Below are 21,022 nucleotides of genomic sequence, written 5' to 3'. Positions count from 1 at the left end.
AACTAAATTGTGTTAGCACAGTATGAAAACGCCATAATCAACAAAGTATTATGGCGTTTGTCCGTGCTATTTATTTATATTCACAGCTTCGAGGCCACCCAGGCTTCTACGCTGTTTAACGCCGCTGGCAGGGCGTTGATATCCGTCCCCCCCGCCATCGCCATATCCGGGCGGCCACCGCCCTTGCCGCCTACCTGCTGCGCCACGTTGCCGATCAACTCGCCGGCTTTCACGCGGTCAGTCAGATCCTTGGTCACGCCTGCAACCAGGCTGACTTTGTCATCAGCCGTCGTTGCCAACACGATGATGGCCGAACCCAATTGATTTTTCAGGTCATCCACCATGGTGCGCAGCATTTTGGCCTCGACATTGTCCAACTGGCTGACCAACAGCTTCACGCCGTTAACCATTTTTGCCTGGCTGGACAACGACGCGCTTTCCTGCGCCGCCTGCTGGTCTTTCAGCTGCTGCAGTTCTTTTTCCAGCGCGCGGGTGCGATCGAGCACCGAGCGCACTTTATCGGTCAGATTGTTGCTGTCGCCCTTAACCAACTGCGCAACGTCTTGCAACAAATCGCTTTGCTGATGCAGCGTGGCGATAGCGCCTGCGCCGGTCACCGCTTCAATACGACGGATGCCCGCCGCGGTGCCAGACTCGCTCAGAATGCGGAACAGGCCGATATCACCGGTGCGGCTGGCATGAGTACCGCCACACAGTTCGGTGGAGAAGTCGCCCATGGTCAGCACGCGCACGTTGTCATCGTACTTTTCGCCGAACAACGCCATCGCGCCCTTCTCTTTGGCATCTTCCAACGCCATCAGCTCGGTCTGCACCGGCAGGTTACGACGCACCTGCTGGTTCACCAGATCTTCCACCGCGCGGATTTGCTCCGGTTTCATCGCTTCGAAGTGCGAGAAGTCGAAACGCAGATATTTGTCGTTAACCAGTGAGCCTTTCTGCGCGACGTGGTCGCCCAACGTTTGGCGCAGCGCGGCGTGCAGCAAGTGAGTCGCGGAGTGGTTCAGACGGATGCTGTTGCGGCGCTCAGCGTCGATCTGCGCATCCACGCGATCGTTCAGCTTCAGCGAGCCCTGCGCCAGTTTGCCCTGGTGGCCGATGGCCTGACCGTATTTCTGGGTGTCGTTGACCACAAACTCTACGCCGGCGGCTTTCAGCACGCCTTTATCGCCGACCTGGCCGCCGGATTCACCGTAGAACGGCGTCTCATCCAGCACCACCACCGCCTCTTCGCCGGCGTTGATCTGATCGACCGGCTGGCCGTCGCGGAACAGCGCGATGACCATCGCCTGCTGCTCATCGTGCTCGTAGCCGCTGAACTGGCTGCTGCCGTCCACGCGGATCAGGCTGTTGTAGTCAGCGCCGAAGCCGCTGGATTCGCGCGCGCGGCGGCGCTGCGCTTCCATCGCCTCTTCAAAGCCCGCTTCATCGACTTTCAGACCGCGCTCGCGGCAGACGTCAGCGGTCAGATCGACCGGGAAGCCGTAGGTATCATACAGACGGAAAGCGGTTTCGCCGTCCAGGGTATCACCCTGCAGTTTGGCCAGCTCTTCGTCCAACAGCGCCAAGCCACGCTCCAGCGTGCGGGCAAACTGCTCTTCTTCGGTTTTCAGCACCTGCTCCACCAGCGATTGCTGGCGTTTCAGTTCGTCGGCCGCCGGGCCCATCACTTCGATCAGTGGCGCCACCAGCTTGTAGAAGAAGGTATCTTTCGCACCCAACATGTTGCCATGGCGGATCGCGCGGCGAATGATGCGGCGCAGCACGTAGCCGCGGTTTTCGTTAGACGGGATCACGCCGTCCGACACCAGGAAGGCGCAGGAACGGATGTGGTCGGCGATAACGCGCAGCGATTTGTTGTCCAGATCGGTTGCGCCAGTCACTTTCGCCACGGCGGCGATCAGAGTACGGAACAGATCGATTTCATAGTTGGAGTTCACATGCTGCAACACCGCCGCGATGCGTTCCAGACCCATGCCGGTATCCACCGAAGGTTTCGGCAGCGGCAGCATGGTGCCGTCGGACTGGCGGTTGAACTGCATGAAAACGATGTTCCAGATCTCGATGTAGCGATCGCCGTCCTCCTCCGGGCTGCCAGGAGGGCCACCCCAGATGTGATCGCCGTGATCGTAGAAGATTTCGGTGCACGGGCCGCATGGGCCGGTGTCGCCCATCTGCCAGAAGTTGTCGGAAGCGAAAGGCGCGCCCTTATTGTCGCCGATGCGGATGATACGCTCGGCCGGTACGCCGATTTGCTTCTGCCAGATGTCGAACGCTTCGTCATCGGTTTCATACACGGTGACCCACAGCCGCTCTTTCGGCAGGTTGAACCAGTTTTCACCGGTCAGCAGTTCCCACGCGTAGCTGATCGCGTCGTGCTTGAAGTAATCGCCGAAGCTGAAGTTACCCAGCATTTCAAAGAAGGTGTGGTGACGAGCGGTATAACCGACGTTTTCCAGGTCGTTATGTTTGCCGCCTGCGCGCACGCAGCGCTGCGAGGTGGTGGCACGGGAATAGGCGCGTTTGTCCAGCCCCAGGAAAACATCCTTAAATTGGTTCATGCCGGCATTGGTAAACAGCAATGTCGGATCATTGTTAGGCACCAGGGAGCTGCTCGCTACAACCTGGTGACCCTTACTATGAAAGAAATCGAGAAACGCTTGACGGATCTCAGCGGTGCTCTTGCTCATAATTTTCCTGGAAAGGCTAGAATAACGACACGTGAGCCGGTGACGCGTCATCCCGACGATGACAACCAGCTCACGAACAAAAAGTGGGGATAAGATAAATTTTCTTCAGAGGGAAGTAAAACCCCGTGTGCGCTCATTGCGCAAAATCACGGTAAATTGACTGAATTTCTTCCTGGAAGAAGCCGCGATAGAGCAGATAGCGCTGCACTTTGGCTTTCTCTTTCCAGTCGGTTGGCAACGCATCGCCAAATTTTCGCTGCGCTACCTGTTTCGCCTGTTCACACCAGTCGATGTCACATTCCGCCAGCGCGTCCTGCACCAGCGCTTTGTCGACGCCCTTTTGCATCAACTCGCTGCGGATACGCTGTGCGCCATAACCTTTGCGGCTGCGGCTGCCGATGTAGCTGTAGGCGAAACGCTTATCGTCTAGCCAGTTATGCTGATAACAGTAGGCGATAACCTGCTCGATCAACGCAGGATCCACCGGCTCTTCAGCTACCGGCGGTGATGCCGGCGCATGTGGCACCTTGCCGCCAAAACGGCCTTTCGCCACAAACGGCTGCGCCGCAAGTTTGCGGCGCAGTTCAGCTTCACTATGATCGCGTTGCGACAGCAGGCGCATGGCACGGCTTAGCAAGTCATTCATCATTCAAGCCTGAATTTATGGGATATGCGCCACACGAACGGCGGCGCATATCTTCAGCGATTAGAACTGCTCGCTGGTTTCCGCTTCGTCGTCTTCGAAGTCGTCACCGGAAGCGGCCACCAGCTCACCGCCGCTGTGCAGCAGCAGATCGCGCAGCTTCTTATCCAGCTCGGCGGCGATAGCCGGGTTTTCTTTCAGGAAGTTACAGGCATTCGCCTTGCCCTGACCGATCTTCTCGCCGTTATAGCTGTACCAGGCACCGGCTTTTTCGATCATCTTGTGCTTCACGCCCAGATCGACCAGTTCGCCACGGCTGTTGATGCCTTCGCCGTACATGATTTGGAACTCAGCCTGCTTGAACGGCGCAGCAATTTTGTTCTTCACCACTTTCACGCGGGTTTCGCTGCCCACCACTTCGTCGCCCTCTTTGATAGCGCCGATGCGGCGGATATCCAGACGCACCGAAGCATAGAACTTCAGGGCGTTACCGCCGGTCGTGGTTTCCGGGTTGCCGAACATCACACCAATTTTCATACGGATCTGGTTGATGAAGATCAGCAGGGTATTGGCGTTTTTCAGGTTACCAGCCAGCTTACGCATCGCCTGGCTCATCATGCGCGCAGCCAGACCCATGTGCGAATCGCCGATTTCACCTTCGATTTCCGCCTTCGGCGTCAGCGCCGCCACGGAGTCGACGATGATGACGTCAACCGCGCCGGAGCGGGTCAGCGCATCACAGATTTCCAGCGCCTGCTCGCCGGTGTCCGGCTGGGAGCAAAGCAGGTTGTCGATATCGACGCCCAGCTTTTTCGCATAGATAGGATCCAGCGCGTGCTCGGCATCGATGAACGCACAGGTTTTGCCTTCGCGCTGTGCAGCGGCGATCACCTGCAGCGTCAGGGTGGTTTTACCGGAAGATTCCGGGCCGTAGATTTCGACGATACGGCCCATCGGCAGGCCGCCGGCGCCCAGGGCGATATCGAGTGACAGTGAGCCGGTGGAGATCGTTTCCACGTCCATGGAGCGGTCTTCACCCAGGCGCATGATGGAGCCTTTGCCGAACTGTTTCTCAATCTGGCCCAGTGCCGCAGCTAACGCCTTTTGCTTGTTCTCATCAATAGCCATTTTTGCTCCTTCGTTTCGCAATGCCGGTGTTACCCCACACTGCCACTGAATGTATGTTGTGCAGGAAATGTCACTAATTATACTGTATGGTCATACAGTATCAAGCCTAATTTACAAAAATTCGTCGATGGCGGTTTGCAACGCGAAAATCGTCGCCTGCAGCCGCACCGCGTCGCGGTCACCCTCGAATTGCATCTTGCGCGACAGCCCCCGGCCATCGCTGCCGGCGAAACCGAACCACACGGTACCGACCGGCTTTTCCGCGCTGCCGCCGTCCGGGCCGGCGATGCCGCTCACCGACAGCGCCAGGTCAGCCTGCGCCGCCCGCAGCGCGCCTATCGCCATCTCGCGCACCACCTCTTCGCTGACCGCGCCGTGCGCCGCCAGCGTGACTTCGCGCACCCCTAGCAGGTCATGCTTCGCCGCATTGCTGTAAGTGACGAAACCGCGATCGAAATAGGCGGAGCTGCCGGCGATATCGGTAATGGCCTTGGCGATGCCGCCGCCGGTGCAGGATTCCGCGCAAGTGATCCAGCGGCCCTGAGCCTTCAGTTTTTCCCCCACCAGCACGCTGAGCCGGCGCAGTTGGTCTTCACTCATAACCCCTCCCTCGCGAATTCAGGTATATGCGCCCGATAGTAGCATTTATCAAGGCGATGCGGCGGCCGACGCGTGGAAATGCGCAGCGCCTCGCAGGAGGTGCGGTTTTAAGCGCTCGGCCAAGCTGCTAGTATCAAAAGAAGCGCCCCATTGAGCGGCGGCGCACCAGCACAAGGAACATCACGGAGGCGGCACGCTACGGCGTGCGGCCTCAGGGCGCACCAGAAGAGATTAGGACGATAGAGTGAAAAAAACGTTGGGCGTATTCTTGCCGTTGTACACCACCACCCTGCTGCTGCTGTTGGGCTCGGGCCTACTCACCACCTACGTCTCGCTGCGGCTGGCCTCCATCCATGTCAGCAGCGCGCTGATCGGCGCCATCATCGCCGCCAACTACATCGGGTTGGTGATCGGTGGCAAGGTCGGCCACTTTCTCATCGCCCGCGTCGGGCATATCCGCGCCTACGTAGCCTGCGCCGGCATCATTACCGCTGCGGTGCTGGGGCACGGTCTGACGGAGTTTATTCCCGCCTGGGTCGCGCTGCGTCTGGTGATCGGGCTGTGCATGATGTGTCAGTACATGGTGTTGGAAAGCTGGCTGAACGACCAGGCGGAATCCAACCAGCGCGGTAGGGTGTTCGGCTTCTATATGGCGGCGACCTATCTCGGCATGTCGCTGGGCCAGATCGTGTTGATGCTGCAAAGCAGCCTGGGCATCGCCACGCTGCTGGTGATCGCGTTGTGCTTCGCGCTCTGTCTGGTGCCCATCGCCCTCACCACCCGCACCAATGCGCGCCACATGTCGCCGGCGCCGATGGAGCTGCGCTACTTTGTCGGCGCCATTCCCAAGGTGCTGGCCACCACACTGGTGATCGGCATGGTGGTGGGCTCGTTTTACGGCCTGGCGCCGGTCTACGCCAGCCTGCAGTCCTTAACCACTCAACAAACCGGCCTGTTCATGGCGCTGGCCATCTTCGCCGGGCTGGTGGCGCAGTTCCCGCTCAGCTGGCTGTCGGATCGCTATAACCGCCCGTTGCTGATGCGCCTCAACGCCATTTTGCTGATCGTAGCGGCGCTGCCGCTGGCGCTGCTGCCACACATCGATTTCCCATTGCTGCTGGCGGTGGGGTTCTTCGTCAGCATGCTGCAGTTTACGCTTTACCCGTTGGTAGTGGCGCTGGCCAACGATCTGATCGAGCCGGAGCGCCGCGTCTCGCTGGCCGCTTGTCTGCTGATGGCGTTCGGCGTCGGCGCCAGCATCGGGCCACTGGCAGTCGGCGCGCTGATCGAGCCGCTCGGCGGTAATATCCTGTACGCCTTCTTCGCCCTGTGCGGCGTGTTGCTGGCGGCCCTCAGCCGCACGGCAAAAGCGGAGGAACCGCAGTTGGCGCAAGACGCACCGGTGCCGCATATTCCGCTGCCGGACAGCCTCGCCAGCTCGCCGCTCTCGCCGGCGCTCAATCCAACCTTCGATGAGCAGATCATTCACGACACCATGCCGCCGCCGGAAGCGGCGCCCGATGTCGACGAGCCGCAGCCCGAAGAACAGGAGGCTGAGCCCCTGCCTCAGGGGGCCGATCCGCAAGAGGACACCGGCCTGAAAAAGGCGCACGCCATGCTGTAAACGGCGGCGCTACAGATCCTGGAAGGAGCCCAGCATAAAACCGCGTTCGGCGATCGCCGCTTTCAGCGTCGGCGCGGTCAACACATCCAGCTCAACGAGGCGCGGGTGGCAGTATTTACTCTGCAGGATTGTCGCGTCGAGGAACGCCGGGTGGCACATCATTTCCAATGACTCTACGCCCTGCTCGTCGGCGCGCGCCAGCCTCTGTAAAAACAAGGCTTCGGAAATCGTCTCGCCGTAGAATCCCGCGTCAAACGCGTCGGTGCTGTAGGGAGAATGCAACGCAATATCGCGCCGTTTCGCCTCTTCACGGTCGAGGCGCAGCGGCAGACCTTGCGCCTGCGCGAACGCTTCCACCAACGGGTAAATCTGCGGCTGCATATGCACATGGTGGTGGCTGTCGATATGCGTCGGCGGCCTGCCGAACAGCGTCAAAAACCGCGCGAACTGGCGCTGCAGCTCCTCCTGAATCTCGTCCAGCTGCAGCTCGCCGGCCTCGGCGCGGTGCCACAGCCATTTACCCAGTTCGCCATGCTCGTTGACCAGCGAAGGCATGGCGCCCAGCGGCCTGCCATGGGTCAACACGAAATGCAGACCGATCGGCAGCCCCGGGTATTGCCGGCTGAGCGCCGCCGCGTGCTGGGCGCCGCCGCCGTTCACCATCGCCGTGGTAGAGGAAACCACGCCATGCTGATACGCCTCGATAACGCCGTAGTTCTGTCCTTTGCTCAGGCCGAAGTCGTCGGCATTCACGATCAGTAGTTTTTCCATAGTGGCTCCCGCGAGATGGATTTTTGGCAAGGGAAGCCCGACCGACCGACGCGGCATTCCCCTTCGCTAAGGTAAAAATCGAATGATTAACCGGCCGGCGGCCTGAAGCTCATCGGCATATCGGCGTTGATACTGATCGGGAGCGGCCCTAAAGAGGGCCGTAGTACTTTTTTCGGTAGTTGCCTGGGGTCACATCGGTGAGCCGCTTGAAGTTCTTAATGAACAGGCTGACATCGCCATAGCCGGAATCAAAGGCAATATCGGAAACCGAAGAATTGGTGACTTCCAGCTGCGTCTTGGCAAAACTGATGCGGATCTCATTGATCACCTGCATTGGCGTCTTATGGTAGTAGCGCCGCATCGCCCGGGTCAGGTATTCCTGGGTTTTCCCCGACAGCGCCACCATGTTCGCCAACGCCCTTTCGCCGAACATCGCCTTGTCATGCATGCCGGCCAGGGTGTTCTTCAACCACTGCGGGATATCATCGCCGCCGTCGTTTTCTTCTTTATAGTGACGAATGCGGCTGATCACATAGAAGGTCAGCGTTTCGAGAAACTCGGCGAAATCATCCTCGCGAAACTGCGGCGAACTCACCACCGATTCGATATAGGCCAAAAACTCGCTTCTCAGGCTGTAGGCCTGCGAGGCGACGAAACAGCGCGGCAGCTGCTGCAAATAGTGCTCTTCAAAGAACGCTTTGCTGACCGCCACGTTGAATATTTTCGTCGCGCCGAACTCGTAAAAGCTCTGGTGGTAGGATCCGATAGGGATAAAGACGAAATCCCCGCGTTCCAGCAGCACCCGCTTGCCGTTGATCTCCTGATAGCACTTGCCGCTCAGCACGATGGTGAACTCGTAATAGTCGTGTTGATGCAGCCCGGTGGCGCTCTCCACCTTGTTGTAGATAAACAGGTGAAAATCTTTGCAGTTAAAGAAATCCTGCTCGCGAATCAGCTTCACGTCGTTCGCACTCAGCGAAATTCGGTTGTCGGACACGGCGCCGGCCTCCCGTTAGTCAAATCCGTTGCGTCTGGCCGCCTCGGCAAACCAGTAGCCGCTTTTCTTGATGGTGCGGCGCTGATCCGCCCGATCCAGCCGCACCAGCCCATAACGATTCTTGTAGGCGTTCAGCCAGGACCAGCAGTCGATAAAGGTCCACAGATGATAGCCTTTGCACTGCGAGCCTTCCGCCAACGCGCGATGCAGCCATTTCAGATGCTCGCGAATAAAGTCGATGCGGTAATCGTCCTCCACCCGCCCATCGGCGCCGATAAACGCTTCTTCGCCTTCAACGCCCATGCCGTTTTCCGAAATATAACAAGGCAGATTGCCGTAGTTCTCTTTCAGATCCATCAGGATGTCGTACAGCCCCTTCTCGTAAATTTCCCAGCCGCGGTGCGGATTGATTTTGCGGCCCGGCATTGCATAGTAACTGAACAAATCCTCCGGCGATGCGATCGGCCCCTCGGCACGACGCCCCTCTTTCGCCTGCACCCTGCGCGGTTGGTAATAGTTGACGCCGAGGATGTCCACCACGCCGCCTTCAATCAGCTGCGCATCCTGCGGCTCGCAGTAGGGCATCAGCCCATGCCGCTGCAGCAGCTGCAGCAACGCCACCGGATAACGCCCTTTGGCGACCGGATCGAGGAAACTGCGGTTGAGCAGCAGATCGGCGTCGTGCGCGGCCTGCCGATCCTCCGGCGCGTCGGAACGCGGATAGGTCGGGCTCAGGTTCAGGATGATGCCGATGCTCCCCGGCAGCTCACGTGCTCTGAAACGCTGCACCGCCATGGCATGCGCCAGAACGCTGTGGTACGCCACGGCGACCGCCCGTTTGAAGTCCACCACGCAAGGGTAGTGCAGGTCATTCAGGTAACCGGCTTCCACCGGCACGATCGGCTCGTTGAAGGTGAACCAGTGGGTGACCCGATCGCCAAACAGACCGAAGCAGACATCGGCGTAACGTGCATAGGCTTCAATCACCGCCCGGCTTTCCCAGCCGCCGCGCTGCTGCATGCACAGCGGCATATCGAAGTGGTAGAGATTGATAAACGGGGTGATGCCCTGCGCCAGCAGCTCGTCTATCATCGCGTTATAGAACGCCACCGCCTGCGGATTCACCTCACCGTCGCCGTCCGGGATCAGCCGCGACCACGAGATCGAGGTTCTGAAGGTATTGTGGCCCAACGTTTTTAGCAGCCCGATATCGGTGCGGAAATGGTCATAAAAGGTTGAGGCTACGGTCGGCCCCACCCGATCGTGAAAGCGCTCGGGCGCGATCTCGAACCAATAGTCGAAGATGTTGCGGCTCTTGCCGTCCCGCGCGGCCGCCCCTTCAGACTGTGGCGCGGAGGTAGCGCTCCCCCACCAGAACCCGTCGGCAAATTGATATTCCATACTCGCGCCCCGTTCCACAGTTAGAATTTCAGCGCCTTGGCGATGTCTTCTTCGCTTTCCGTCGCCGCGTCGATCTGGCTCTGCGCCTTGTTGGAGATCGCCACGAACGGCAGATAAATCACGGTGGCGACCGCCAGGTTGAACAAACTCAGCAACATCGCCATGATGCTGCCGTTGGTGTTGAAGAACGCCCCCAGGCCGACCGGCATGGTCCAGGGCGCGATGTTGGTGATCGGCGGGATCAGCCCGGAATAATAAGCCAGCGAGGTAATGATAGTCAGCACCGGCTGTACCAGGATGAACGGAATGAACATCACCGGGTTCATGATCACCGGCAGGCCGAACAGAATCGGTTCGTTGATCTGGAAGATGCCGGACGGCGTCGCCAGTTTGGCGACCTGGCGGTAGTCTTCGCGGCGCGAGGCGATGAAAATGGCGATGATCAGGCCCAGCGTCGAGCCGGTGCCACCGAGGTAGATATAGGAATCGACGAACGGTTTCGCCCACATGTGGAACTCTTTCCCCGCGGCCACCGCCGCTTCGACCGAACCGTACTGGTTATACAACTCCACGTTTTCCAACGCGAACGGCGTCATGATGCCGCTGTCCAACGCCGCCAGCGCCATGGAGCCGTGCACCCCAAAGAACCACAGCAGCGAAGAGAACAGCACGTATACCCAGCCCACCACGCTGCCCATTTTAGCCAGCGGCGCCGAAATGCCGTCCATGATGATCTGGTGGAAGTTGGTACCCCAGTGAGCCAGCGCAAACGCCACCAGCCCCATGATGGAGAGGATGACGAAGCCGGGGATCAGCGCCGAGAAGGAGCGCGACACCGAAGCCGGCACGCTGTCCGGCAGGGTAATCACCCAGTTGCGCCGCACGATGAAGGCGAACATCTCGGCCACCGCCAGCCCGATCACCATGCCGGAAATGATGTTGGCACCGCCCAGCCAGTTGGCGCCCACCGCATAGGCCTCGCCGACGTTGAACGGCGTGACGGTCATGAAGGCCGCCACCGCCAGCAGCGCCGAGGCCAATGGATCGACCTTGCGCTCTTCGGCCAACGCCATGCTGATAAAGAACGGCGTCATCAGGGACATGATCCCCAGCGTACCGTTGTAAACGCTGCCGCCGATGCTCTTCAGGCCGTTCAGCGTCTCTATGGTGGAGGCATCCAGGCGCACGCCCAACGAATAGAAGAACGATCCCTCGCCGAAGCTCAGGAACACATTGTTGATCAACACGAACATCGCCCCGGTCAAGGTCAGCGGCATCAGACGGATAAAACCGTTCTTGATGGCGTTGACGTGGGGCTGCTTACCGATTTTTACGGCGAAAGGCAGGATAACCTTCTCGAGCGAGGCAATGAGGGTATTCACGGCGGCCTCCTGTTATTGGTTGGCTTTCTTGATAGCGGCCACCGCGGCCTTCAGCACACCCAACCCATCGACCTTGCCGTACAGCAGCGGATCGATGACTTCAACAGGTTTGTTGGGCAGCTGTTTTTGCACTTCCGGTAAGGTGTAGGCAATCTGCGGCCCCAGCAGGATCAAATCCGCTTCAACGCCTTTCTCCGCGGCCAGCGCTTCCGGATAGGCGGCGATGATCACCGGCACTTCGTATTTCTCGGCCTGCGCCTTCATTTTTGATACCAACAGGGAAGTGGACATACCGGCAGAACAAAACAGATAGATTTTTTTCTTTTCCATACCAAGCACCTCAGATAATCAAAAAAACCCCGCGTTATTTGTATGCCAGACGCAATCACGATTGCTTCACGCACATTCCTTATGAAAATTTCCGTCACGTTGCCCTGGTTGCAGACAGTATACGGAGCATGAAAAACGGATCGGTAAGCCAGGGGGATTAATAACCGTCTCTCCTTGACCTGATGGCTTGACCCTCTTCACATTTCACATAAAAAAATAGTGTGACCGGGCTCTCAAATAACCGATAAAAATTCGGAATATTCGCAATAAACACTCAAATAACAATTATAAACAGCAAGTTATAAACTGGCCGAGAATTTAAGGGTTTATTTGCGCCCGAACAAACGAAGAAGGAATAAAAATAGTTCAAGCTTGATTCGCTTACTGCCATCCGAACGCGATGGTCGGTGAAGAGGATTAGGTAGGCAGACGCAGCAACTCGATCACCGTGCTCAGCGCCACGGAATGGTTCCTGCGGTTGGGGTAGTAAAGGTAAAAACCGGGAAACGGCGCGCACCAGTCGGCCAACACTCGCCGCAGACGCCCGCTCGCCAAATGTTCTTCCACCTCCTGCTCGATGGCGAAAGCGATGCCAACGTGCGCCAATGCCGCCTGCAGTAACAACCTGGCATCATCCACGATAAGCGGGCTGTTAACCGCCACGGAAAACCGCTGCTCGCCCTGTTGAAATGCCCATTTGTAGCGCTCCCCCGAAGAGGCCTTGCGCCAACCGATGCAGCGGTGCTGCAGCAAATCCTGCGGATGCCTCGGCTCGCCGTGCCGTTGAAAATAGTCGGGCGTGGCGACAATGGCAAAACGCAGGTCCGGCGTCAGACGCACCGCACGCATATCGTTGTGCAGATCCTCGCCGAGCCGGATGCCAGCGTCAAAGCCCTGCTCGACAATGTTGGCGAACCCCTCGTCCGCCACCACCTCCAGCGTAATGCCGGGGTATTCGCTGGCCAGCCGTCCCAGGTGCGGAACGATGGCGAGCTCGATCGCCGAACGCGGCGCGTTGATGCGCACCAGGCCGCGTGGCCCTTCGCGAAACGCATTCAGGCCCTCCAGCGCGGCGTCGATGTCGGTAAAGGCCGGCACCAGCTGTGCCAACAGATGCTCACCGGCCTCCGTCGGCGAGACGTTGCGGGTGGTGCGGTTCAGCAGGCGAATGCCCACCTGCGCTTCCAGTTCGCGCAGGGTGTGGGTCAGCGTCGGCGGCGTCACGCCCAATCGGGCGGCGGCGCGGCGGAAGCTGCGTTCACGGGCGATAGCCACGAAGGCCGCCAGGCCGGACAGTTCGGGTTTCTTCATGCTATTAATATAAATTATCTAATAGTGAGATGAATTTTTAGCGGATAGTTATCCGACATCTAACAACATAGCATTGCGATCGAACCCATTACCAGGTATCGATGCGATGATTAATGCTACAGCTCCAACTCATGAAACGCCGCGCCGTCTGGCTGACAAAGTCGTGCTGATAAGCGGCGGCGGCACCGGTATCGGCCGCGCAGCCGCGCTGGCCTATGCCCGCGAAGGTGCCAAAGTGGCGCTGGCCGGCCGGCGTGCGGCGGAAATCGAAGCCACGGCGCGCGACATCGCGCTCGCTGGCGGCGACGCTCTGCCCATTGTGGCCGACGTCTCCCAGGAAAACGACATCCGCAGGCTGCTCGCCACGGTGACCGCCCACTACGGCCGGCTCGACGTCGCCTTCAACAACGCCGGCATCATCGGCAACTTCGCCCCCATCACCGAACAGAGCAGCGAGGATTTTGACCGCGTGATCGCCATTAACCTCCGTGGCGTCTGGCTGGCGATGAAATATGAGATTGAAACCTTCCTGGCGCAGCATTCAGGCGGCGTGATCGTTAACACCTCCTCCTGGCTGACCCACGGTGCGTTGGCCGGCTCATCCAGCTACTCCGCCAGCAAAGGCGCGCTCGATGCGATGATCCGCGCGGTGGCGCTCGAATACAGCGGCCAGGGCATCCGCGTCAACAACATCAACCCCGGCATCATCGACACGCCGATGGCGCGCGGCAGCGTGGCCGACAGCGCAGCCTTCGCGCCCTTTATCGCCCACACGCCCGCCGGCCGCTTGGGCGAATCGGAAGACATCGGCGATGTGGCGCTGTGGCTGGCGACGGACGAAGCCCGCTTCATCACCGGCCAAAGCCTGCTGGTGGACGGCGGTTACACCATCGCCGGCATGCGCTGAGGAGACGACGCCATGAACTACGTTCGGCTTGGCGACAGCGGCCTGAAAGTGTCTCGCCTCTGTCTGGGCGGCATGACCTATGGCGATCCGGCCTGGCGGCCCTGGGTACTGAAGGAAGACGAAGCGCGCCCCTTTATCCGCGAAGCGCTGGAGGCGGGCATCAACTTTTTCGATACCGCCAACATTTACTCCGACGGAGAAAGCGAGCGCATTCTCGGCCGCGCGCTGAAGGCGTTCGCCCGTCGTGAAGACGTGGTGATCGCCACCAAGGCCTACTTTCCGATGGACGCGCAGCCGAACAGCCGCGGGTTGTCGCGCAAGCACCTGTTGCATAGCGTCGACGCCTCTTTACAGCGGTTGGGGACGGATTACCTCGATCTGTTCGTGCTGCACCGCTTCGACACCGAAACGCCGATCGAAGAAACTGCCGACACCCTCGACGGCTTGGTGCGAGCGGGCAAGATCCGCTATCTCGGCGCGTCTTCACTGCACGCCTGGCGCCTGATGAAAATGCTGGCCTTTCAACGTCAGCACCGCCTGGCACCGTTTATTTCGCTGCAAAGCCAATACAACCTGGTGACGCGTGAAGACGAAGAAGAGCTGATCCCGCTGTGCCTGGAAGAAGGCCTTGGCCTGACGCCCTGGTCGCCACTAGCCCGCGGTGTGCTGGCCGGCTCCGGCAGTGGCGGCACGCTGCGCGCCACCACCGACGAACAGGCACCCCGTTGGTACGGCGGCAGAAACGAGGTGGAACGCACCGTCACCGCGGTAGCGGAGGTGGCGGCCGCGTACGGCGTTCCACCGGCGCAGATCGCGCTGGCTTGGCTGTTGGCCAAACCCGGCGTGGCGTCGCCGCTGGTGGGCATGTCCAAGCCACACCATCTGCAGGATGCGCTGGCGGCGCTCGACCTCAGGCTATCGCCGGAAGACGTGGCCGCGCTGGAGGCGCCAATGGCGCACGCTGCCCGCCCCGAGCGCTGGTAGCCCCTTTTCCCTCATTCCCGGAGAGAAACATGTCATACGCTGTTACCGCGCGAGCGGCGTTGTTCACCCTCGCTGCCGCATTCACCCTTAGCGCGCCGGCGCAGGCCGCCGTCAGCGCAGACTGCACAGAAAGCAGCATGACGCTGCCGCCCGGCGCGCTTTACCCCAATGGCATCGCCCGCGCGGCGGACGGTACGCTGTATGTCGGGCTGATCACCAGCGGCAACGTGCTGCGCAAACGGCCAGGTCAGGCGTGGGAAACCTTCTTCCCAGGCGCTGACACGGTGTTCGCCTCAAACGCGCTGCGGCTGGACGAACGGCGCGGACTGCTGTGGGGCAATTCGCCGGACTTTCTCTCCGGCGGCAAAACGCGCGCCAACCGCATCTATGCGCTGAACGTCGCGGATGGCACCCTCAACCGCAGCCTGGCGCTGCCGACGGGGGAAATGGGCAACGATATCGTGCTCGGCACAGACGGTACGGTGTACGTGACGGAAACCCGCGGCGGCGGCATCTTGCGCCTGCGGTCGGGCGAACCGGCATTCAGTACGCTGTTTCAAGATTCGCGGTTGGCTGCCCCCAGCGGGCTGGGAGCAGCCGGGATCGTGCTGCTCGACGACCGGCTGATGGCTGTCGCCAATTTCGGCACCGGGAAGCTTTACACTCTCAGCTATAAAGAGCCGCAGCCGCAGCTGACGGAAATGCAGCTGCCGCGCCTGATTGAGAACCCGGACGGAATGGGATTGGCGCCGGATGGCGCACTGATCGTGCTGGAGAACGGGATCCAGAGCGGCCAAGGACGGATCCTGCGGATCCCATCCCCCAAGGCGGCAGGCATGCACCAGATTGAGATCTTGCGCGAAGGCATGGAATCGCCGGTCAATCTGACTATCACCCCACAAGGCTGCGCCTTCGTCAGCGAATCGCGCATCCGCCACCGCCTGCTGCCCGGCCATGAAACCGAAGTGCCCGACCGCTTCCGCCTCTATCAACTGCCCCTACCTCTCACCGCCGCGCAATAAATTCGCTGCCCCACTGCGGGCGGCGACACTTGCGTTGTTGCCCGCAGGCAAACAACAATCTCGCTGCGTTACAAACCGGCCTTGCGCAGCGCTTCCCATTTTTACCTGTGACAGCCGATTGCCCGCTGGGCTAGTATAAGCGTCTGTGCAAACCTCAGGTTTGAGCGCGCCGTCTGGCGTTTTGATGATTTGATTTGCGCCGCCCGGCAAGCGCTGAATGGGGCGGCGCCTGCTGAAACAATGTGATAGCGAATGACGACAATGAAAATCACAGTTCCCTTTACATTCAATGGATTGGAAAAATAATCGCATGAATAGCACCGATAAACTCGATTCGCATACGCCGATGATGCAGCAGTACCTGCGCCTCAAGGCCCAGCATCCTGAAATCCTGCTGTTCTACCGCATGGGCGACTTCTACGAGCTGTTTTACGACGACGCCAAGCGCGCTTCCCAACTGCTGGATATCTCGCTGACCAAACGCGGCGCCTCGGCGGGTGAACCCATCCCGATGGCCGGCGTGCCGCACCACGCGGTGGAGAACTACCTGGCCAAGCTGGTGCAGCTCGGCGAGTCCGTCGCCATCTGCGAGCAGATCGGCGATCCGGCCACCAGCAAAGGGCCGGTCGAGCGCAAAGTGGTGCGTATCGTCACCCCCGGCACCATCACCGACGAAGCGTTGCTGCAAGAGCGTCAGGACAACCTGCTGGCGGCGATCTGGCAGGATGCGCGCGGCTTCGGTTACGCCACCCTGGACGTCAGCTCCGGCCGCTTCCGCGTCGCCGAGCCGCAGGATCTGGAAACCATGGCCGCCGAGCTGCAGCGCACCAATCCGGCCGAGCTGCTCTACCCGGAAACCTTCGAACAAATGGCGCTGATCGAACAGCGCCACGGCCTGCGCCGTCGCCCGCTGTGGGAATTCGAGCTTGAGACCGCGCGTCAGCAGCTCAACCTGCAGTTCGGCACCCGCGACCTGACCGGTTTCGGCGTCGAACAGGCGCATCAGGCGCTGCGCGCCGCCGGCTGCCTGCTGCAGTACGTCAAAGATACCCAGCGCACTTCACTGCCGCACATTCGCGGCATCACCATGGAACGCCAGCAGGACGGCATCATCATGGACGCCGCGACCCGCCGCAACCTGGAACTGACGCAGAGCCTGTCCGGCGGCAGCGACAACACGCTGGCGGCGATCCTCGATCGCACAGTCACGCCAATGGGCAGCCGCATGCTGAAACGCTGGCTGCACATGCCGACCCGCGATATCAAGGTTCTCACCGCCCGCCAACAGGCGATCGGCGCATTGCAGGACCTGTTCACCGATCTGCAGCCTTCGCTGCGTCAGGTAGGCGATCAGGAGCGAATTCTGGCGCGTCTGGCGCTGCGCACCGCCCGCCCGCGCGATCTGGCGCGCATGCGGCATGCTTTCCAGCAACTGCCGGACATCCGCGCGCTGCTACAAAACGTGGATACCCCACACGTACAGCAGTTGCTGTCGCAGGTGGGCCAATTCGACGAGCTGCGCGAACTGCTGGAACGCGCGGTCATTGAATCGCCGCCGGTGCTGGTACGCGACGGCGGCGTGATCGCCCCCGGTTACAACAGCGAACTGGACGAGTGGCGCGCATTGGCCGACGGCGCCAGCGACTACCTCGACCGGCTGGAAATCCGCGAGCGTGAAAAGCTGGGGCTGGATACGCTCAAGGTCGGCTTCAACGGCGTACACGGCTACTACATTCAGGTCAGCCGCGGCCAAAGCCACCTGGTGCCGATCCACTATGTGCGACGCCAGACGCTGAAAAACGCCGAGCGCTACATCATCCCGGAATTGAAAGAGTACGAAGACAAAGTGCTCACCTCCAAGGGCAAGGCGCTGGCGATCGAGAAAAGCCTGTACGACGAGCTGTTCGATCTGCTGCTGCCGCACCTGGCGGAATTGCAGCAAAGCGCCGCCGCACTGGCCGAGCTGGACGTGCTGGCCAACCTGGCCGAGCGCGCCGATACCCTGAACTACGCTTGCCCGACCATGAGCGAGCAGCCGGGGATCCGCATTACCGAAGGCCGCCACCCGGTGGTGGAGCAGGTGCTGAGCGAGCCGTTTATCTCCAACCCGCTCACCCTGTCGCCACAGCGCCGCATGCTGATCATCACCGGCCCGAACATGGGCGGTAAAAGCACCTATATGCGACAAACGGCGCTGATTGTGCTGATGGCGCACATCGGCAGTTACGTCCCCGCCACCAAGGCCACCATCGGCCCGGTGGATCGCATCTTCACCCGCGTCGGCGCGGCGGACGATCTGGCTTCCGGCCGCTCCACCTTCATGGTGGAGATGACCGAAACCGCCAACATCCTGCACAACGCCACCGAGCACAGCCTGGTGTTGATGGATGAAATCGGCCGCGGTACCTCCACCTACGACGGCCTGTCGTTGGCCTGGGCCTGTGCCGAGAACCTGGCTAACCGCATCAAGGCGATGACGCTGTTCGCCACCCACTACTTCGAGCTGACGACACTGCCGGAGAAAATGGAAGGCGTAGTCAATGTGCATCTGGACGCGCTCGAACATGGCGACACCATCGCCTTCATGCACAGCGTGCAGGACGGTGCCGCCAGCAAAAGCTATGGCCTGGCGGTCGCCGCATTGGCCGGCGTGCCGCGCGACGTCATCAAGCGCGCCCGTCAGAAGCTGCGCGAGCTGGAGTCTATCTCCAGCCACACCGCCTCGGGCAGCGTCGATGCCACCCAGATGACGCTGCTGCAGGAAGAGACCTCGCCGGCGGTAGAAGCTCTGGAGGCGCTGGATCCGGATTCCCTGTCGCCTCGCCAGGCTCTGGAATGGATCTACCGGCTGAAAAATATGGTGTAGTCTGGCGCCAAACGCGGGCATAAAAAAACGGTGAGCATCATGCTCACCGTTTTTATTTGATGCGGTTCAACAACCGGCGTTATTCGCGGAACAGCGCCTCGATGCTCAAGCCCTGCATCTGCAGAATCTCACGCAGACGGCGCAGACCTTCAACCTGAATCTGACGGACGCGCTCGCGCGTCAGGCCAATCTCCCGGCCTACGTCTTCCAGCGTCGCCGCTTCATAGCCCAGCAGGCCGAAACGACGCGCCAACACTTCACGCTGTTTGGCGTTCAGTTCGAACAACCATTTGACGATGCTTTGCTTCATATCGTCGTCTTGCGTGGTGTCTTCAGGCCCGTTGTCCTTTTCGTCGGCCAGAATGTCCAACAGCGCTTTCTCAGAATCCCCGCCCAGCGGCGTATCCACCGAAGTGATGCGCTCATTCAGGCGCAGCATGCGGCTGACATCATCCACCGGCTTGTCGAGTTGCTCGGCAATCTCTTCAGCGCTCGGTTCATGATCCAGTTTATGAGAAAGCTCGCGCGCGGTGCGCAGATAGACATTCAGTTCTTTGACGATATGGATAGGCAAACGAATGGTACGGGTTTGGTTCATGATTGCCCGTTCAATCGTCTGACGGATCCACCAGGTTGCGTAAGTGGAGAAGCGGAAACCGCGTTCCGGATCAAATTTTTCCACTGCGCGAATCAGACCGAGGTTACCTTCTTCGATCAGATCCAGCAGCGCCAGACCGCGGTTGCTGTAGCGGCGGGCGATTTTCACCACCAGCCGCAGGTTGCTTTCAATCATGCGGCGGCGGGACGGCACGTCACCGCGCAGAGCTCGCCGCGCAAAATAGACTTCTTCCTCTGCGGTCAGCAGAGGTGAATAACCGATCTCACCCAGATAGAGCTGCGTCGCATCCAATACGCGTTGCGTAACGCCTTGAGACAACAGCTCTTCTTCCGCTAAATCGTTCTCGCTGGTCTCTTCTTCTACCAGCGCTTTTTCATCAAACGACTCGGCCTCAGCTCCATTCTCGTCGAAATCCGCATCATCATGTAACTCGTTAACTTTCAGCGTATTTTGGCTCATATGCTGCTCCTACCCGTGATACCGCGAGCAGAATCTCAGCGTATTCTGCCCAATCTATCGCTGCGGAAGATAACGCAGCGGGTTTACGGATTTCCCCTTGTAACGAATTTCAAAATGCAAACGTACTGAACTGGTACCGGTGCTACCCATGGTGGCTATTTTTTGACCCGCCTTCACTTCTTGTTGTTCCCGGACCAGCATTGTGTCGTTATGAGCGTAGGCGCTCAGGTAATCATCATTGTGTTTGATGATGATTAGATTACCGTAACCCCGTAAAGCGTTGCCTGCATACACTACGCGGCCATCGGCGGTAGCGAAGATAGGCTGCCCACGGGAACCGGCGATATCGACGCCCTTATTCCCACCTTCTGATGAGGAAAAGTTATCAATAATCTTACCGTCAGTCGGCCATCTCCAGGTACTGACCGGAGAACTGTTGCTGACGGTGCTGCTCACAGGTGGAGCGGCTTCCGGTGCGGTAACAGGTGCAGTCGCGGTCCCAACCGCTGCGGCACCCGCTGTAGGTAACATCTTACCTACATTCTGTTTACCCGAGTTTTCAGAATACGCGTTAGTTGATTGAGAATCAACCGTTGCCGTCTGGATCTGGGAGCTGGAAGGTGGCTTCGGAACACCGCCTTTGGTCGCGTCTGTCGTCGCCAGCATGCCGCCGCCGCCGTTGGCAGAACCATTACCAAGTTGAATGGTTTGGCCAACATTCAGGCTGTATGGCTCGGGAATATTGTTGCGCTGCGCCAGGTCGCGAAAATCGTTACCGGTGATCCAGGCGATGTAAAACAGCGTGTCGCCGCGCTTGACCGTATAAGTTTCGCCGCCGCTGTAGCTCCCTTTAGGGATAGCGTTATAACTGCGGTTATAGACAATGCGGCCCTCAGGGCTCACTTGCTGCGCCCCGCCATTATTATTGCCTGACGGAACGGCACCGCCGCCGCCCACGCTGCTGATAGGGGCCGACGTCGAGGCATTGTTCGTACAACCCGCCAACCACAAACTTACCATCGTACACACCGCTACGCGGCGTAACGTAATCATTGGGCTTCCCGTGCTCATGCTACCCCCATGACAGCAATATCAGTGATATATCCAAAATACCCTTTACATCGTAGCCGAGCTTTTGCCACTTCCCAGTCCCTGCGATGTAAAGGCGCCGCCGGCCGATCCCTGAACGCCAGGTCATCTCCCGCCGGAGCATCAAAACGCGCGCCAATGCTAACTACATTGGCGTTGCCGCACCATAAGACAACTACGT

17 protein-coding genes are annotated in these 21,022 nt (G+C 59.7%); 5 read left to right on the top strand and 12 right to left on the bottom strand.

From position 1 onward, the window contains the following. Positions 1-80: 80 nt before the first annotated feature. From alaS to pncC, 4 genes are all read right to left on the bottom strand, one after another. Positions 81-2,708 (bottom strand): alanine--tRNA ligase, encoded by a 2,628-nt coding sequence (alaS, locus tag EGY12_RS11050; RefSeq protein ID WP_123893602.1) that lies wholly within the window; start codon positions 2,706-2,708, stop codon positions 81-83. Between the two features lie 133 nt (positions 2,709-2,841). Further along, positions 2,842-3,354 (bottom strand): recombination regulator RecX, encoded by a 513-nt coding sequence (recX, locus tag EGY12_RS11045; protein WP_123893600.1) that lies wholly within the window; start codon positions 3,352-3,354, stop codon positions 2,842-2,844. A gap of 60 nt (positions 3,355-3,414) precedes the next feature. Continuing rightward, positions 3,415-4,479, bottom strand: coding sequence for a recombinase RecA (gene recA / locus EGY12_RS11040; RefSeq protein WP_004932541.1), 1,065 nt, complete (start codon positions 4,477-4,479; stop codon positions 3,415-3,417). Positions 4,480-4,590: 111 nt separating this feature from the next. Beyond that, entirely contained in the window at positions 4,591-5,079 is a 489-nt protein-coding gene (pncC, locus tag EGY12_RS11035) for a nicotinamide-nucleotide amidase (RefSeq protein ID WP_123893598.1), read from the bottom strand. A 244-nt stretch (positions 5,080-5,323) separates the two neighbouring features. On the opposite strand from pncC, the gene EGY12_RS11030 reads away from it, so the two are divergent. Further along, positions 5,324-6,703, top strand: a complete 1,380-nt coding sequence (locus tag EGY12_RS11030) for an MFS transporter (protein ID WP_123893596.1) — start codon at positions 5,324-5,326, stop codon at positions 6,701-6,703. 9 nt (positions 6,704-6,712) lie between these two features. Here EGY12_RS11030 and chbG read toward each other — a convergent pair whose 3' ends face one another. From chbG to EGY12_RS11000, 6 genes are all read right to left on the bottom strand, one after another. Beyond that, positions 6,713-7,474 (bottom strand): chitin disaccharide deacetylase, encoded by a 762-nt coding sequence (gene chbG, locus EGY12_RS11025; RefSeq protein ID WP_123893594.1) that lies wholly within the window; start codon positions 7,472-7,474, stop codon positions 6,713-6,715. Between the two features lie 148 nt (positions 7,475-7,622). After that, positions 7,623-8,471 carry a transcriptional regulator ChbR gene (gene chbR, locus EGY12_RS11020; protein ID WP_123893592.1) on the bottom strand — a complete coding sequence of 283 codons (849 nt, stop codon included), beginning with the start codon at positions 8,469-8,471 and terminating at the stop codon, positions 7,623-7,625. A 15-nt stretch (positions 8,472-8,486) separates the two neighbouring features. Continuing rightward, positions 8,487-9,872 (bottom strand): glycoside hydrolase family 1 protein, encoded by a 1,386-nt coding sequence (locus tag EGY12_RS11015; protein WP_123893590.1) that lies wholly within the window; start codon positions 9,870-9,872, stop codon positions 8,487-8,489. Positions 9,873-9,892: 20 nt separating this feature from the next. Further along, complete coding sequence (gene chbC / locus EGY12_RS11010; RefSeq protein ID WP_123893588.1) at positions 9,893-11,254, bottom strand: PTS N,N'-diacetylchitobiose transporter subunit IIC; 1,362 nt, start codon at positions 11,252-11,254, stop codon at positions 9,893-9,895. 12 nt (positions 11,255-11,266) lie between these two features. Next, the gene (locus EGY12_RS11005; RefSeq protein WP_004932561.1) at positions 11,267-11,584 is read right to left on the bottom strand and encodes a PTS sugar transporter subunit IIB; all 318 of its coding nucleotides are present in this window, start codon (positions 11,582-11,584) and stop codon (positions 11,267-11,269) included. Positions 11,585-12,001: 417 nt separating this feature from the next. Next, a complete protein-coding gene (locus EGY12_RS11000) occupies positions 12,002-12,895 on the bottom strand; it encodes a LysR family transcriptional regulator (RefSeq protein ID WP_123893586.1) in 894 nt (297 codons plus the stop codon). 169 nt (positions 12,896-13,064) lie between these two features. Here EGY12_RS11000 and EGY12_RS10995 point away from each other — a divergent pair, with 169 nt between their 5' ends. The 4 genes from EGY12_RS10995 (at position 13,065) to mutS (ending at position 18,674) form a co-directional block, all read left to right on the top strand. Beyond that, a complete protein-coding gene (locus tag EGY12_RS10995; protein ID WP_330113563.1) occupies positions 13,065-13,802 on the top strand; it encodes an SDR family oxidoreductase in 738 nt (245 codons plus the stop codon). Between the two features lie 12 nt (positions 13,803-13,814). Further along, on the top strand, positions 13,815-14,786 hold the full coding sequence (locus tag EGY12_RS10990) for an aldo/keto reductase (protein ID WP_123893585.1): 972 nt from the start codon (positions 13,815-13,817) through the stop codon (positions 14,784-14,786). 29 nt (positions 14,787-14,815) lie between these two features. Next, a complete protein-coding gene (locus EGY12_RS10985) occupies positions 14,816-15,808 on the top strand; it encodes a hypothetical protein (RefSeq protein WP_253722952.1) in 993 nt (330 codons plus the stop codon). A gap of 310 nt (positions 15,809-16,118) precedes the next feature. After that, positions 16,119-18,674, top strand: a complete 2,556-nt coding sequence (gene mutS / locus EGY12_RS10980; protein WP_123893583.1) for a DNA mismatch repair protein MutS — start codon at positions 16,119-16,121, stop codon at positions 18,672-18,674. A 79-nt stretch (positions 18,675-18,753) separates the two neighbouring features. On the opposite strand, the gene rpoS is transcribed toward mutS, so the two are convergent. Together rpoS and nlpD are read right to left on the bottom strand one after the other, a co-directional pair. Further along, a complete protein-coding gene (gene rpoS / locus EGY12_RS10975; protein WP_004932578.1) occupies positions 18,754-19,752 on the bottom strand; it encodes an RNA polymerase sigma factor RpoS in 999 nt (332 codons plus the stop codon). Between the two features lie 54 nt (positions 19,753-19,806). Next, positions 19,807-20,805 carry a murein hydrolase activator NlpD gene (gene nlpD, locus EGY12_RS10970; RefSeq protein ID WP_048232682.1) on the bottom strand — a complete coding sequence of 333 codons (999 nt, stop codon included), beginning with the start codon at positions 20,803-20,805 and terminating at the stop codon, positions 19,807-19,809. Between the last annotated feature and the right edge of the window lie 217 nt (positions 20,806-21,022).

This window comes from Serratia sp. FDAARGOS_506, assembly GCF_003812745.1.
GTDB lineage: Bacteria > Pseudomonadota > Gammaproteobacteria > Enterobacterales > Enterobacteriaceae > Serratia.
Note: the sequence above shows the minus strand (reverse complement) of the source record. Positions and strands in the feature narration are given on the sequence as shown.

Bases quoted from the DNA above. Each gene is read 5' to 3' on its own strand.
- EGY12_RS10985 (WP_253722952.1), top strand. From the start codon at position 14,816: ATGTCATACGCTGTTACCGCGCGAGCGGCGTTGTTCACCCTCGCTGCC.
- chbG (WP_123893594.1), bottom strand. From the start codon at position 7,474: ATGGAAAAACTACTGATCGTGAATGCCGACGACTTCGGCCTGAGCAAA.
- EGY12_RS11005 (WP_004932561.1), bottom strand. From the start codon at position 11,584: ATGGAAAAGAAAAAAATCTATCTGTTTTGTTCTGCCGGTATGTCCACT.
- recX (WP_123893600.1), bottom strand. From the start codon at position 3,354: ATGAATGACTTGCTAAGCCGTGCCATGCGCCTGCTGTCGCAACGCGAT.
- recA (WP_004932541.1), bottom strand. From the start codon at position 4,479: ATGGCTATTGATGAGAACAAGCAAAAGGCGTTAGCTGCGGCACTGGGC.
- EGY12_RS11000 (WP_123893586.1), bottom strand. From the start codon at position 12,895: ATGAAGAAACCCGAACTGTCCGGCCTGGCGGCCTTCGTGGCTATCGCC.
- EGY12_RS11015 (WP_123893590.1), bottom strand. From the start codon at position 9,872: ATGGAATATCAATTTGCCGACGGGTTCTGGTGGGGGAGCGCTACCTCC.
- pncC (WP_123893598.1), bottom strand. From the start codon at position 5,079: ATGAGTGAAGACCAACTGCGCCGGCTCAGCGTGCTGGTGGGGGAAAAA.
- alaS (WP_123893602.1), bottom strand. From the start codon at position 2,708: ATGAGCAAGAGCACCGCTGAGATCCGTCAAGCGTTTCTCGATTTCTTT.
- rpoS (WP_004932578.1), bottom strand. From the start codon at position 19,752: ATGAGCCAAAATACGCTGAAAGTTAACGAGTTACATGATGATGCGGAT.
- nlpD (WP_048232682.1), bottom strand. From the start codon at position 20,805: ATGATTACGTTACGCCGCGTAGCGGTGTGTACGATGGTAAGTTTGTGG.
- mutS (WP_123893583.1), top strand. From the start codon at position 16,119: ATGAATAGCACCGATAAACTCGATTCGCATACGCCGATGATGCAGCAG.
- EGY12_RS10990 (WP_123893585.1), top strand. From the start codon at position 13,815: ATGAACTACGTTCGGCTTGGCGACAGCGGCCTGAAAGTGTCTCGCCTC.